Origin of the sequence: Tunturiibacter empetritectus, assembly GCF_013410875.1 — a bacterium.
Classification (GTDB): domain Bacteria; phylum Acidobacteriota; class Terriglobia; order Terriglobales; family Acidobacteriaceae; genus Edaphobacter; species Edaphobacter empetritectus.
The window spans coordinates 174717-189101 of the sequence record NZ_JACCCU010000003.1 but is presented as its reverse complement, the minus strand read 5'-3'; the positions used below and the strand labels follow the sequence as shown (position 1 = coordinate 189101).

Below are 14385 nucleotides of genomic sequence, written 5' to 3'. Positions count from 1 at the left end.
CGTGCAGATACGTGCAAGCAAAGGAGTTAGGTCCTGTAAGGCGGCTGATCGAGGGGAAACTGACATGCAAATCTGTTTTGTTTGTCTTTTTAAAGAATAGCGGATCGAGCCTAACTGATACGCCACGCGAATTCCCTTGTCTGGCGGGGGGATTTGCAGTTTTGGGGGTTGACATGCGAATTTGCTGAGGAAAATTCAGAAAAGTTTTTAGACATTTTTTTAGAAGCTCGGTGCCGTGCATTGCTTCACGTGGGTGGCTTGTTCGGCGGGACACGAATCTTGAAATGATTCGATATCCATACCCTTTTGCTCCGGGTCTACTCGAAGCTAAAGCAGGTGGGTTGTTACTTCGAGGAAGGGAAAAGCAGATTCCCTTCGGGAATGGCAACAAAAAAGGCAAACTGCAAACGCAGATTCCCTTTGGGAATGACAAACAAGAAAAGCAGATGCAACTGCAACAGCAAGAGGCCGAGTTCACGGCAACTGCGACTAGGCGATGACTTCGAAGGGGCGCATCATGTCGTTGGCTTCGTGCTCGAGGATGTGGCAGTGGTAGAGGTATTTGCCGGGGTAGCCGTCGAAGTGCACGATGATGCGGGTGATCGCGCCGGCCGGACAATGGACGGTGTCCTTCCAGCCTGTTTCGTTCGGGTCGGGCGGGACGGCTGCTGCGAGGTAACGGGTTCCCAGATTGTTGCGATATTTGAAGACATCAAATGCGCGACGATCGAGGACCTGGAAGCGCACCAGGTGCAGGTGCATGGGGTGGGTGTCTTCGGTGAGGTTTACGAACTCCCATATCTCAGTGGAGTTGAGGCGTGGAGTTTCGGTGACGGGCTCATGCCAATGCTTGTTGTTTAGCAGCATGAGCATGGAGTTACCGATCTTGTCGAGATACTCGTTGAGGGTGATGGTGCGTGTAGTGGTGGCGGCGGACTCGGGGATTGGGTCGATGGAGCGAAGTGTGGATGGAATGGAAGCTGCTGTGGCGATTCCGTTTGGGATTCGTGAAGATTGAGATGCTGAGGTGGTTTGGCTGGATTTTGGGGCGACGCGAAATTCGAGGATTTGGACGGCACCGTTGATGAGGTGGATGTGTTGACCGGCGGCCTGGGAGAAGTCGATCAAGAGGTCGGCTCGTTCGGCCGGGGCGATGAGAAGGTTGGACATCTTGACGGGTGCTGGGAGCAGGCCCTGGTCGCTGCCGATCTGATGAAACGGCTGCCGACTGGTGAGGGATAGATTGAAGAAGCTGCTGTTGGCGGTGTTGAGGAGGCGGAAGCGGTAGAGGCGCGGTTCGACTTCGAGATAGGGCCGCATCTTGCCGTTGAGGAGGATGCAGCTTCCGCCAAACTCGGGAACCCAGGGATGTTCGGGGTCGCCGGAGTCGGGATAGTAGAGCTGGCCGTCGGTGGTGAACTGGCGGTCGTAGATTTGAAGCGGAATCTCGTATTTGCCGGAGGGCAGGTTGAGCGCGTCCTCTGCGTCGTCGCGTAAGAGCATCATGCCGAAGAGACCGGCGTAGGTGTTGAGCCGGTTGAGTCCCATGGCGTGGTCGTGATACCAGAGAGCGGCGGCGTCCTGCTGGAGAGGATAGGTACAGGTGCGGGAGGTGCCGGGAACGAACCAGTCTTCCGGGAAGCCATCGTCTTTGGAGGGGGTGCGACCACCGTGGAGATGGACGCAGGCGCGAACGTCGGGGACGTCATGGCCGCAGCCGTGGAGGGAGTGATCGATGGGAAGGAAGTGCTGCTTGGGAAGCTGGTTGACCCATTCAACCTGAAGCGGCCGGTGGGCGCGGACATCGATGAGAGGGGCGAGGGCGGTGTCTCCGTAACTCCACATGCGGGTGGGGGGGATGTCACGGTGGGCCTTGGCGTGGATCTCGCGCATGGTGATGCGGAGCTTGTGCGGGTGGAGTGAGGAGATGGGCCTGGCGCGTTCGGGAAGGGGGAGTTCGTCGACGAAGGGAGTGAGGGAGAAGCCGTTGATTGCAGGCTTGTCAGATTGCTGGGTGGGAGCCATGCCAGCCATGGACATGCCTGAATCGGCGGACACGACGTGATTCTGCAGGAGGCGACTGGCGAAAGCGATTGGTGGGGAGGCGAGGGTTCCCAGCGCAGAGAGCTGCTGGAGTATGGTGCGGCGGGTGGGGGACAAACTTATCTCCGTACGAGCGTGATGGTGCGGGCTGAGAGCAGAAAAGGACGCACCCTTGAATGCAGGGTACGTCCTTTGAGTTTATGGCTTATTTGTGAACGTACCGTGAAACCTTGGCTAGTTGCCAGAGGTAACTGCACCGGTAGTTGGGTTGAGGAGGACGACGTTGGGATTGGGCGGAACATTGCTCGTGAAGTTGAACATGTTCATGAGAGATCCGGCAGAGGCGTCGAAGGATCCGCCACCGATGCGTGCGCTGCTCAGGAAGACATCTTCAATAAAGCGAGTGATGGAGGCCTGGTCGGTCGGAGTCTGATCGACGTAGTTTTTCTTGGCCCAGGGTGAGATGACGAGCAGGGGCAAGCGAGGACCGTGACCGCAACGGCCCTGGACGGGAAGTCCGTTGGAGTTGGGACCCGCCAGAGTGGGAGCGGCGCCGTTGCAGAAGGCTGCATCGGAGGTTGTCTGGGAGCCGTTGACGAAGTCGGTGAGGTGATCGTACCAACCGTCGGAGTCGTCGTAGGCAAGGATGATCGCGGTCGAACCCCAGAAGGACGAGGACTCGATGGCGTTGATCTCGGTGACGAGGAAGGTCTGCTCGTCGAGAGGATCGGAGTAACCGGCGTGGCCGTCCTGGTAGCCGGGAGCCTTGAGGAAGGTGACGGCAGGCATGTTTCCGGCCTTGAGAGCTGCGTTGAAGTCAAGAATGTCGTACTGGTGGTTGGCGGTGGAGGGGCCGGTATCGGCCGCGGTTCCGATCGCTGCGACGGAGGCGGGGCGGATATGAGTCGGGTTTGCTGTGCTGGCGTAGTACTGGAAGGGCTGGTGGTGGGGGATGTAGTCAGCCTTGAGAGGATTGCCGGGGATATTGACGGCACCGGTGGCGCGGCTGCCGGTTGCTTCCCCGGGCAGGCATCCGGTACCGGAGGCGATGACGCCGTTGGCGCTGGTGTTGGTGATGGAGAGATTGAAGCCGCCCTCGAAGAAGCCCCAGGAGATGCCGGCGGCGTTCAACAGATCGCCGATGTTTTTGCCGGACATGCTGAAGTACTCGCCCGTCGAGGAGCAGACGTCATTGGCCGGGTCAGCGTCGTTGATGTCCGTTAAGCCACCTTGGCCGTCGGCGATTACGGCGCTGCCCAGGGCACCGACCTGATTGATGACGCCGTTGGTCTGGCCGGAGATGAGGTTGATGGCGCCTGGGGTGGAGGGACCAAAGGTAGTGCCGAAGGAGTGGTCGTTGAGGCCGTAGTGCTGCGCGTAGTTCCAGAGTGCGGTGACGGTGTTGCCGTCATAGTAGCCCATGGTGAGGGCGGTGGTGCCAGTGATGGGAGCTGCTCCGGTCGAATTGACGAGGGAGGCGGGGCTGGCGACTCCGACCGAGAGGGGGAAGAGATCCATCTTGCCGTTATCGAATGCCAGCTGCTCCGGGCCGTAGTTGTGGTCCTGGTCATTGGTGGCAGCCTGGTTTGGGCCGAGTCGGAAGGGATTGGCCGACACAGAGTTCGATGCAGACACAGTATTGGCGCTGTTGAGGTTCGGATTGGCCGTGAGCAGACTGGGGTTCGAGATGTAGTTATTGGTGATGGTAGGGGTGGCCGGAAGGCTGGTGGTGCCGGCGGCGGCCGCAGCAGCTACCGTGGCGGCGGTTGCGGGGGTAAAGGTGGTTCCACCTGTGTTGGCCGCGTTGGGGTAGGAACCGAAGTAGTGGTCGAAGGAGATGTTTTCGCCGTAGATGACGACGATGTGCTTGATGGCGGCCTGGGCGGTGGTGGGCGTGATGACGACAGGCGGGGTGGTGTTGGCGTTGCCGTTGCCTGGAGGCGTGCTGACCGTGCCCTGGCCGCAGCCACTGAGAAGAAGGGTCGAGGACAACGAGAGGGCGAGAAGTTTCCGAATCATTTTTTGAGGCCTCAAAAGTTGGTAGAGATGCGGTGCTCCTTATTGTTAGGTCTGAAGGTGGCTGGATTTGTGAATTGAAGTTGAATGCCAGATGAATTAATGGAGTGTGACTGCTCCGAAGAGGCTGTCAGAGCGTCGTTGGGGTCGGAATGGGCTAGCCCTCATACAATCGGAGTAATGGGATTTTCGTTTGAGCGATTTTCATTTGAGGTAGACAGGACCGCTGAGGGCGGAGGGCGGAGGGGGCGGCTAAGGCTGCCGCATGGTGTGGTGGAGACTCCGGTGTTTATGCCGGTGGGGACGGCGGCGAGCGTGAAGGCGGTGCCTCAGAGCCTGCTGGAAGAGGTTGGCGCGGGTGGAAAGGGGGCGCAGATTATTCTGGCGAACACCTACCATCTGTATCTGCGGCCAGGGCATGAGCTGGTGCGGCGGATGGGCGGGGTGCATCGGTTTATGAGCTGGGAGCGCCCGATGCTGACGGATTCGGGCGGGTTCCAGGTGTTCAGTTTAAGCAAGCTGCGGAAGGTGACGCCGGAGGGGGTGGAGTTTCGGTCGCACCTGGATGGGAGCAAGCATTTTTTCTCGCCGGAGCACTCGATGGACGTGCAGATTGCGCTAGGAGCGGATATTGCGATGGTCTTCGATGAGTGCGTGGAGACGCCGGCGACGTGGGAGAGGACGCGGGAGTCGATGGGGTTGACGCATGCGTGGGCGCAGCGGTCGAAGGATCACTTTGAGTTACATAAGGACCGGGTGCCGTGGTTTTCGGAGAGACAGGGGCAGACGCAAAGTTTGTTTGGGATTGTCCAGGGCGGGATGTATGCGGATTTGAGGAAGGAGTCGGCGGAGCGGCTGGTGGAGATGGACCTGCCGGGGTATGCGATCGGCGGGCTGGCGGTGGGGGAGCCGCGGGAGGTGACGCGGGAGATGATCGCCTGGACGCTGGAGCATCTGCCGAAGGATAAGCCGCGGTATGTGATGGGGGTGGGGTATCCGGATGAGATTGAGGAGTACGCGCGGATGGGTGTGGACATGATGGACTGCGTGCTGCCGACGCGGGCGGGGCGGCATGGGCTGCTGTTTACATCGGAGGGCAGGCTGAATATCAAGAAGAAGGAGTATGCGGAAGATCAGGGGCCGATTGATGCGACGTGCGGGTGCATGGTGTGCCGACGGTATACGCGGGCTTATCTGCGGCATTTATTTGCGTCGGGGGAGCCGTTGAGTGCTGTGCTGAATAGCGTGCACAATATTGCGTTTTATCTGGATACTATGGAGCGGGTGCGGCGGGCCTTGGCTGACGCTAGCTAATTGTTTTTTGTGTAGATTCTGTAGCCGAGGGGCTTGGAGGGGCTGCTGCCTGCGTTGACCATGTGCGGGGGGATTCGTTCTACGTCGAGGTGGTAGTTGGCTTGAAGGTAGTCGTCGAATTGGGGCCAGCGGCTCATCTTTTGATAGGTGTAGCCGGGGCGCTGGGTGGCTGGGTCGCAGTCGTTGCTTGAGACGACAAAGACGGCAGGGGGATTTTTCATGATGGCGTGCCAGAAGGCTTCGCGGGATCGATCTTGTTCGGCGCCGGGTTGGTTGGAGAGCATGTAGCAGTCGTAGAGATAGCCGGTGGATTGCACGAGACGCATGTTGTAGAGCGTGGGGATGCAGCCGTCGGCCATGTCCAGACACTGCACGCGGTTGTCTAACTTTTCGCCTCCCAGGCGGTTGAGATCGGCGCGGAGCATGGTGTCGAACTCCTGATTGCGCCAGTCCTGCCAGAGGGCGTGTGCGGTAGAACCGCCTGCGACGAAGACTACGCCGACTACGATGCCTGTGATGGCGAGGGCGGGCAGGAGCTTGTTGTTTGTGGTGAAGCGAAGTCGCCAGTGGGCTGGTCTGGTTTTGAGGATGGTGGTGAAGTCGATGGCGATCAGGAGGAGCAGAAAGGCTTCGGAGGGGTAGCGATGGTAGGGAAAACCCTTCCGTTGGAGATAGAACGAGGCTAGTCCGAAGAGAACTGCGACGAGGAGGGCGGCGCGTTCCCAGGTGATCCAATCTTTTTTGAGAAGGACGATTGGCAGCCAGAGCAAAACTATGGGAAGCATGACGGACGAGATGCTGTGAAGAACGAGATGAGGGTAAGAGCGGGGGCCGAGGAGGAGGAAGTAGGGGAGGAGTTGGGTGAGGGTTCGGAAGAAGTCGGCGGTGATGTGTTGGTGTTGGAGCCAGGCGAGGATTAAAAGGATCGGCGTCAGCATTCCGAGAAGCCCGGCGATGAGGTGCGAGACGAAGGGCTGCTGTCTGCGTTTTAGAGCGATGGCGGCGAGGAGCAGAACAGCCGGAGCGAGGAAGAGGACGGACGGCTTGATGGTGGCTGCTACGCCGCAGAAGAATCCGAACGTGGCCGTCATCCAGGGCCTGGTCTTTTTTGGTGGAAGCGCTCTGTGATGCGTTCTCAGGCCGGTAAGTAGGAAGGCGTAGCCGATCAGGAGGCAGACCGTCATCGTGAGATCGCGCTGACCTAGTTCGACCAGGCCGTCGCGGCCGTGGATCAACGTGAAGAGGGATGCAGCGAAGAGGGCGGCAAAACGGCTGTAGGGTTTGCTAATGACGAACATCGCGATTCCAGAGACTGCCAAAAGCGAGAGGTCGAAGAGTCGCCAGGGAAGCGAGTTGCCGCCGAAGAGGTGCATGACGGTGCCTTCGATCAGTAGAGTCGTTGGCATGTTGGGATCGACGATGTCGCGATAGGGAGCCATGCCGTGGTCCATGAGGAAGACGACGTAGTGCATAAGGGCAGCATCGCCCATGAGGGGCCAGTGCCAGGTGCGGAGGATGAAGAGAAGAAGGCACACCACGAGGAAGATGGAGGAGAGTGTCCGGGTGATGGCGTAAGGCCGATCCGACATGACTGCGAAGCTCCCGTGGTGCCGCTGCTTTGCGGGCAAGCTTTTATTAGAGCATTGCCACTTTTTAGGGAACCACTGACGAAGCGGCAAGTGAAAGGCTTTTGGGGGCGCGTGGGTGCTAAGAATCCGGAGGTGAGGGTAGAAAGGCATCGATGGTATGGGCGTGTGCAGCCTGTCGGGATCCTTCGCTCCCGCTCAGGATGACAGCAAGAACTGGGGGGCATCAGTCAATCAGAGTTTTCTTAAGCTATCGCAGTGCGGAGTTTTGTCATGCGAGGCGCAGGGAGTCGTGGCTCTGCTTGAGCTCGAGGCAGAGCGCTTCGACAACGAGACTGTGGTCTTCGCGCTGTGGCAGGCCGGAGACGGTGACGCAGCCGATCACGCCCGCGCCGATGACGTGGAGGGGAAAGCTACCGCCGTGGGCGGCGTAGTCGGCATCGGGAAGACTGTAGCGTTCGCTGAAGGTGCGGCTGCTCTGCTCGAGTGCGAGGCCGATGGCATAGGAGCTGCGATGGAAGCGGGCGACTACATTCGATTTGCGCTGCACCCAGCGGGGATTGTCCGGCGTGGTGTCGGCGAGGGCAGTGTAGAAGAGCGGCTGGTAAGGTTGGCCGAAGCGGCGAATGTCGATGACGAGAGACTGATTGCGGGAGACGGCCAGATCGCGCAGACTCTGGCCGAGACGCCAGGCCGTGTCATAGTCGAAGGTGGAGAAGCGGAGTTCGGCCTCCTGGTGAGCGATGGCGGCGAGGTCTTCGGGGATGGGCATGGGCGCTTCCTTCTTGCTTGCATACGGTTGCAAATCGATTGCTTCACGAAAAAAGAAATCCTGGCTAACTATTCCAGAGTCAAAATGTCCGACCGCTGCGTCTCTAACGGCATAGGAATGATAACGGCCATGATTTTTTTTTTACCCCTGTTGCTATTGTGTTCGTTTTCGTTGGCGCATGGCCAAGGTTGCCCAGCGGGCCAGCAAAAAGATCCGGTGACGCTGGTTCAGATTGAGCAGGTCTGGCTGCGAGCCGTGGAGCAGCACGATAAGGCTGCGCTAGAGTGCATTCTGGCAGATGAATTCGAAGAGGCAAACTTTGATGGCTCACTGATCGACCGCAGAGCAATGCTGGCGACCGTCGCGAAGCCGAGCACCGTTCACTTCGAATTATCTGAGTTGCATGCGCATGTGCATGGCAATTCCGCTTATGTCCGTGGTGTTGGCGGGACAAGAAGCCAGGACGGAAAATTTCATGCGAAGAATCGCTTTACGGATATTTTTGTCTATCGCGATGGGCGCTGGCAATGTGTCGCAGGCCATGAATCGCATTTTCCTGAAGAACGCTAGCGGCCCCATGCCAAAGCAACCCGTTTTTCGGCGGTGGTTGGCTAGGCATGTCTATTCATGCCTTTATGAGATAGGCGATTAGCGTCCCGCGTTAAGGCGAAGGTTGGCGCTGGATTCGCGGCGATGGGCGTAGAGTGTTGAGAGCTTTCGGGAGGAGATTGCAGGTGACGGCAAAGGACTATCGTCGGATTGCGTTAAGTCTGCCGGGCGCGTCGGAGGGGTCGCATCAAGGGCATCCTGACTTTCGGGTGGGAGGGAAGATCTTTTGTACTCTTGCATTTGAGAAGGAGGGTTATGGCGTTCTGAAGCTGAGCCCGGAGGAGCAGGCTGGGCTGGTGGAGGATGCGCCGGAGGCGTTTTCTCCTGTGCCTGGCGGGTGGGGTCGCGGTGGGGCCACCCGGGTACGGCTGGACGCGGTGAGCGCGGATATGTTGGAGGGCACGATAAAGATGGCCTGGAAGCGACGTTTGGCGAAGTGAGGAGCGATGCCCGCGCCTTGACAGGGGGTTGCGGTTACGCGATGCTTAGGGGCTAGGCACACTTTTTGCACCATAGGCGAAGTTGCGTCCGGCTGCGCGCACTGGGCTGTGGTTTCGCTGGCCAGTGCTAGAGAAGAATTGAGTGATTGAACGGAGTTTGATTGATGTTTGCGATGTGGTTGCAGAGTGCGATGGGTGGACTGGGTAATCTTGGCAGTCTTGCCCTGCCGATCCTGTTTTTTGTGGTGCTTTATTTTTTGATGATCGCACCGAACCAGAGGAAGCAGAAAAAGTGGCAGGAGATGCTGGGGCAGTTGAAGACCGGCGACCGTGTCACCACCAATGGCGGGATTCGCGGCACGGTACTGACCGTGAAGGACGATCTGGTAATCCTGCGGGTTCAGCCGGACGGCGTGAAGCTAGAGTTCGTCAAAAGCGCGATTGCCGCGGTGACTACTGACGAACAGGCTGCCTAGAACAAAGACTTCACAACAAAAGCTGTAACAGATATTAGATGTAGGCACGTTGAGATTGAACCGTTAACAACGGACGAGGAAGAAACAAGGATAGCGGCGGCGGGACTGAAGCAGGGCACCGCGGCTGCACCCTTCAATAAAGATCATGGGCAAGAATCTGGCCGGGAAATCGGCATTCATCGTTGCGGTACTGGTGATCTTCTGCTTCGGCATCGTGGGCATTCCCCATGGCGGGCTCACGCAGTCGATCAAAGATCGTATCCACCTGGGGCTCGACCTTAAGGGCGGCACCCACCTGGTGCTTGAAGTGCACGTGGCTGAGGCGATCGCTTCGGCTACGGACCGCGATGTTGCGAGGCTTGAGGGCGATCTGCAGAAGGCCGGAGTGGTCGGCGCTACTGTGGGCAAGACGGATCCCTCGCGGCCACAGACGATCATCGTGTCGGGTATTCCGGCGGCGAAGTTGAGTGACGCTCGCTCCGTGCTGCAGGGGAACGATTATTCGACCTATGACGTCACCACGACGCCTGATGGCAACTCGGCACTGACGATGAAGGTTGGCGCGGCTCGGGATCTTGAGACGCGGACGCTCGATACTTCGATTGAGACGATCCGCGAGCGCATTGACAAGCTGGGTGTAGCTGAGCCGGTGATTCAGAAGTACGGGCTGGGCGAGAACCAGATCCTGGTGGAGCTGCCCGGCGTCAGCGATCCCGGCCGGGTGGAAGAGATTATTCAATCGACTGCCAAGCTGTCCATTCATGCGGTGACTGGTGGGCCTTACGAGACGGATCAGGCTGCGTTGCAGGCGAACGGCGGGGTGATTCCTCCTGACTCGATGCTGGTGCATGGCAGCGGCTCCGCAGGCGCACCGGATCAGATCTGGCTGCTGAAGCGGGTGAGTGAGGTGGAAGGTACGGACTTCCGCGATGCGCAGCCGGGGCAGGATCAGAACGGCCGGCCAAATATTCGGTTCAATCTGACGACTGAGGCTGGGGACCGCTTCTACAAGTACACCGAGGCGCACACGGCCTCGAGCGCCACGCCGGGTTCGATGGCGATTCTGCTGGATAACAAGGTTCGCGAGGTTGCGGGAATCCAGTCAGCAATTCGCGACAGCGGCGAGATCACCGGTGCGTTTACGCAGCAGCAGGCGAACGATCTGTCGCTGATGTTGCGCACGGGCGCGCTGCCGGCTTCGATCTCGTATCTTGAGACGCGGACGGTTGGGCCGAGCCTTGGCGCTGCCTCGATCCATCAGGGCGTGGTCGCGGCGATCGCCGGTATGTTGGCGGTCATGATCTTCATGCTGATTTACTACAAGGGTGCTGGCATCAATGCGGATCTGGCGCTGATGCTGAACCTGGTGATCCTGCTTGGGTTCATGGGCTTCACCGGCTCGACTTTGACACTGCCAGGAATCGCCGGTGTGATCCTGACGATTGGTATGGGCGTGGACTCGAATGTACTGATCTTCGAGCGCATTCGCGAAGAATTAAGAGCCGGCAAGACAGCGGCGGCGGCGGTGCAGCAGGGCTTTGCACATGCCTGGGTGACGATCATCGATACCCACGTGACGACCATCGTTTCGGCGATGATCTTGTTCCTCTTCGGTTCGGGGCCGGTGCGCGGTTTTGCGGTAACGCTGGCCTTCGGTCTGTTCGCCAATTTGTTTACCGCGGTGCTGGTGTCGCGCGTGATCTTTGACGCGATTCTGCAGAAGAAGGAACGCGGCGCGGCGCTGTCTATTTAGTTTTTCGAGAGATTGCGGAGCCATTGGCTGCCGCTGAGGGTTTGAGCTTGGAACTGTTTCGTACAACAAATATTGATTGGCTCGGGAAGAAGTGGTACTTCCTCGGGTTTTCCCTGATCTTTTCTGTTCTGGGTGTGTTGAGCATCCTGTTCTGGCACCACATTCCGATGGGGGTTGATTTCAAGGGAGGCACGCAGGTTCGTGTGGCCTTTGACCAGACTCCGAATGAGGATCATATCCGGCAGGCGATGGACCGTGCGGGCGTACACGATGCCCGCATTCAGCGCGTCAGTGATCCCAGCGGCCATGCGGCGAACAAGGTGATCATCGCGCTGCCCGAGTCAACGGCGACCGACCAGTCGCACGATGCGGGTCGGCAGAGTGTGGAGAGCGCCCTGACTGCCAATTACCGCGACTCCGCGTTTACAGTGGAGCAGGTTGAGATCGTTGGACCGACGGCTGGAAAGCAGCTGCAGAAGCAGGCGTGGCTGGCTACCCTGTACTCGCTGATCGGAATGCTGATCTATCTGTGGTTCCGGTTTGAGCTGATCTATGGCGTGGCTGCGGTGGTAGCGGTGTTTCATGACACGCTGATCACGGTTGGCGCGTTCAGTTTGACGAATCAGGAGATTACGCTTACTGTTATCGCTGCAATCCTGACGCTAATTGGATATTCGATGAACGACACCATCGTCGTCTTCGACCGCATTCGCGAGAATCTGGCGCTTTCGCGGAGGGAGTCGCTGCATGATGTCGTCAATCGGAGCATTAACCAGACGCTGAGCAGAACTGTTATCTCGTCGGGGCTAACCTTCTTGACGGTGCTTTCGCTGTATTTATTCGGCGGAGAAGTGCTGCATGGGTTTTCCTTCGCGCTCGTTGTTGGCATTCTAATTGGAACTTACTCATCGATCGCGGTGGCTGCGCCGATGCTGGTGGCCTATCAGGACTGGCGAGTGAGCAAGGGTAAGTCGGTGACGTTACCTGCGGGCAAGCGCGCGAAGGTGTAGGGATCGGCTCTTCTGCCGATGGAGTAGCACAGGAACAAAAAAGAAGTGGCTGGAACAAAAAAACAACTGGGAACAAAAAGCAGCAACGTGGTGTCTAAAGAAAAATAGCTCTTCTTCACAGTAAAGAGGCTGCATATGTTCGAATCCTCGTTGATGGAATCCGGCGGCCAGATCAAGACCAAGTCCAAGTACTGGATGATTGGGACCTTTATCTTCAATGGCGCGATCCTGGCAACCATGATCCTTATTCCGCTGCTGTATCCGGAGGCTTTGCCGAAGACGGCAATGACTGCGATGCTGACAGCGCCGCCTCCACCCCCTCCCCCTCCACCCCCTCCGCCGCCGCAACAGATCGTCAAGCCGATCAAGATGGTGTCGGAGATCGACGCAGGTCTTCACGCTCCGACGAAGATTCCTAAAGACATCAAGATGCTGAAGGAAGATGCTGCTCCTCCTCCGCAGGTTGCCGGTGTTGCCGGCATGGCTGGTATGGGTGGCGGAAGCGGTGTTCCAGGTGGCGTGATGGGCGGAATCGGCACTGCGCCGACTCCAGTCGTCAAGGTTGCTCCGCCGAAGGGTCCGGCTCGCGTATCGAGCGGCGTCGTAGCTGGCAATAAGCTGTCTGGGCAGAATCCCGTTTACCCACCAATCGCGAGAGCTGCTCACGTCTCCGGTGCGGTTGTTCTGCATGCGGTGATCTCGAAGAGCGGCACGATCGAAAAGCTCGAGGTCGTCAGTGGTCCTGAGATGCTCCGGTCTGCGGCGGTTTCTGCCGTCCAAGGGTGGCGTTACAAGCCGTACTTCCTGAACGGCGAGCCCACCGAAGTGGATACGCAGATTACTGTCAACTTCAACTTCGGCGGCGGCTAAACCAAGGCTCATCTAAATCAAGTCTAATCAGGCAACAACGTCTCTCGCGGGTCTCCCAAAGGTGTCGAACTTTTGGGGGATTCCCGGGTCAAGATTCTGAAAGTTAGAGTTCTACCAGGAGGAAATATTCCAGTGATTCTCGCTCATCTAGCAACAACCTTCGCTCACGTTCCCGCTTCCCTCGCCCTATACTTCGAGGAAGCCCAGGTCAGCTTCAGTGTAATGGGACTTTGGGGCAACATGGGCTGGCTGGCCCGTTGCGTCGTCATTCTTCTCTTCATCATGTCGATCTGGTCGCTCGCTGTGATCATCGACCGGGCCCTCTATTTCTCTGCAGCCCGCAAGCAGTCTCGCGAGTTTGCCCCGAAGGTTGCAGGCGCGTTGAAGGACGGCCGTCTGGATGAGGCGATCAAGGTTGCGGACCGTTCGAAGAAATCGCACCTCGCTGAAGTTGTCACGGCTGGTCTGCAGGAGTTTCGCAGCTTCGGTTCGGGCGGCACGATCACCGAGGAGCAGGTTGAGAGCTCCAAGCGTGCACTCGAGCGCTCGGAAGCCATCGTTCACGCCAAGCTGAAGCGCGGCCTGGGCGGTCTGGCTACGATCGGCTCGACGGCTCCCTTCATCGGCCTGTTCGGTACTGTTGTCGGTATTTTGAACGCCTTTCAGCAGATTGCAACCCAAAAGACCTCTGGTATCGGTGCAGTTGCCGGCGGTATCTCGGAGGCCCTCGTTACGACCGCCTTCGGTCTGCTCGTCGCTATCCCGGCCGTTATGACGTTCAACTACTTCACTGGTAAGGTCGAAGCGTTTGACGTTGAGATGGACAACAGCTCGAGCGAACTGGTCGACTATTTCATCAAGCAGAGCCACCGGTAAGGATTCGGTCCTGAAAGCGCAAGGCAATCAGCAGCACTCTGCGGGAATCACCCTCTGACCAGGCTTTCGGGCGCCGCCAGCGAACGGCGTCCGAGGGCTGGGCAGCTATCGCAGGAAGAGTAAATACAGCAACCGGACGGAGCATACGTTATGGGTATCAATAAGCGGGATGAAGGCAAGAAGGTCAACTCCAACATCAACGTGACGCCGATGGTGGACGTGATGCTGGTGCTGTTGATCATCTTCATGGTCATCACCCCCATGCTGAACAACAAAGTCAACGTGGATCTGCCGAAGGCTGATGCCGCGGTGGTGATGGAAGATGCCAATAAGGAAGATGCCGTCGTCGTCGCTGTGACCCGCGATGGCAGGACGTTTCTCGGCGGCGACCAGGTAACGCTCGATGATCTTGGACCTAAGATCTCCGCGAAGCTGGAGAACAAGACCAGCAAAGAGGTCTTTATGCGCGCGGACATCCGTGCCAACTATGGCAAAGTGATGGATGCGGTGGATGGAATCCGGTCCGCCGGTGTAAGCCAGCTTGGCCTGTTGACTGAAAGAACAGACGACACCGGCGCGACAACAACCAAGAAGTAGCATGTAGGGTGCCGGACTCGCAT

The 14385-nt window shown here is 58.3% G+C and carries 13 protein-coding genes; 9 read left to right on the top strand and 4 right to left on the bottom strand.

Annotated elements, in window-relative coordinates; genetic code table 11:
* Positions 1-489 precede the first annotated feature (489 nt).
* On the bottom strand, positions 490-2160 hold the full coding sequence (locus HDF08_RS18570; RefSeq protein ID WP_257031272.1) for a multicopper oxidase family protein: 1671 nt from the start codon (positions 2158-2160) through the stop codon (positions 490-492).
* Positions 2161-2277: 117 nt separating this feature from the next.
* Positions 2278-4062 (bottom strand): phospholipase C, encoded by a 1785-nt coding sequence (locus HDF08_RS18565; RefSeq protein ID WP_179640175.1) that lies wholly within the window; start codon positions 4060-4062, stop codon positions 2278-2280.
* A gap of 177 nt (positions 4063-4239) precedes the next feature.
* On the opposite strand from HDF08_RS18565, the gene tgt reads away from it, so the two are divergent.
* Positions 4240-5373 carry a tRNA guanosine(34) transglycosylase Tgt gene (gene tgt, locus HDF08_RS18560; protein ID WP_179640174.1) on the top strand — a complete coding sequence of 378 codons (1134 nt, stop codon included), beginning with the start codon at positions 4240-4242 and terminating at the stop codon, positions 5371-5373.
* Here the strand turns inward: tgt and HDF08_RS18555 are convergent.
* Together HDF08_RS18555 and HDF08_RS18550 are read right to left on the bottom strand one after the other, a co-directional pair.
* On the bottom strand, positions 5370-6962 hold the full coding sequence (locus HDF08_RS18555) for a hypothetical protein (protein ID WP_179640173.1): 1593 nt from the start codon (positions 6960-6962) through the stop codon (positions 5370-5372). The two genes, tgt and HDF08_RS18555, sit on opposite strands and share 4 nt — an antisense overlap.
* Before the next feature lie 268 nt (positions 6963-7230).
* On the bottom strand, positions 7231-7731 hold the full coding sequence (locus HDF08_RS18550; RefSeq protein ID WP_179640172.1) for a heme-degrading domain-containing protein: 501 nt from the start codon (positions 7729-7731) through the stop codon (positions 7231-7233).
* Positions 7732-7860: 129 nt separating this feature from the next.
* On the opposite strand from HDF08_RS18550, the gene HDF08_RS18545 reads away from it, so the two are divergent.
* From HDF08_RS18545 to HDF08_RS18510, 8 genes are all read left to right on the top strand, one after another.
* Complete coding sequence (locus tag HDF08_RS18545) at positions 7861-8301, top strand: nuclear transport factor 2 family protein (RefSeq protein ID WP_218884859.1); 441 nt, start codon at positions 7861-7863, stop codon at positions 8299-8301.
* 164 nt (positions 8302-8465) lie between these two features.
* On the top strand, positions 8466-8780 hold the full coding sequence (locus tag HDF08_RS18540; RefSeq protein ID WP_179640170.1) for an MmcQ/YjbR family DNA-binding protein: 315 nt from the start codon (positions 8466-8468) through the stop codon (positions 8778-8780).
* A 164-nt stretch (positions 8781-8944) separates the two neighbouring features.
* Positions 8945-9256, top strand: a complete 312-nt coding sequence (gene yajC / locus HDF08_RS18535) for a preprotein translocase subunit YajC (protein ID WP_179580550.1) — start codon at positions 8945-8947, stop codon at positions 9254-9256.
* A 145-nt stretch (positions 9257-9401) separates the two neighbouring features.
* Positions 9402-11009, top strand: coding sequence for a protein translocase subunit SecD (gene secD / locus HDF08_RS18530; protein WP_179640169.1), 1608 nt, complete (start codon positions 9402-9404; stop codon positions 11007-11009).
* A 47-nt stretch (positions 11010-11056) separates the two neighbouring features.
* A complete protein-coding gene (secF, locus tag HDF08_RS18525; protein ID WP_179640168.1) occupies positions 11057-12019 on the top strand; it encodes a protein translocase subunit SecF in 963 nt (320 codons plus the stop codon).
* Between the two features lie 135 nt (positions 12020-12154).
* Positions 12155-12889, top strand: coding sequence for an energy transducer TonB (locus HDF08_RS18520; RefSeq protein WP_179640167.1), 735 nt, complete (start codon positions 12155-12157; stop codon positions 12887-12889).
* Positions 12890-13021: 132 nt separating this feature from the next.
* Positions 13022-13765 (top strand): MotA/TolQ/ExbB proton channel family protein, encoded by a 744-nt coding sequence (locus tag HDF08_RS18515; protein WP_179640166.1) that lies wholly within the window; start codon positions 13022-13024, stop codon positions 13763-13765.
* A gap of 150 nt (positions 13766-13915) precedes the next feature.
* A complete protein-coding gene (locus HDF08_RS18510; RefSeq protein ID WP_179640165.1) occupies positions 13916-14362 on the top strand; it encodes an ExbD/TolR family protein in 447 nt (148 codons plus the stop codon).
* Positions 14363-14385 lie beyond the last annotated feature (23 nt).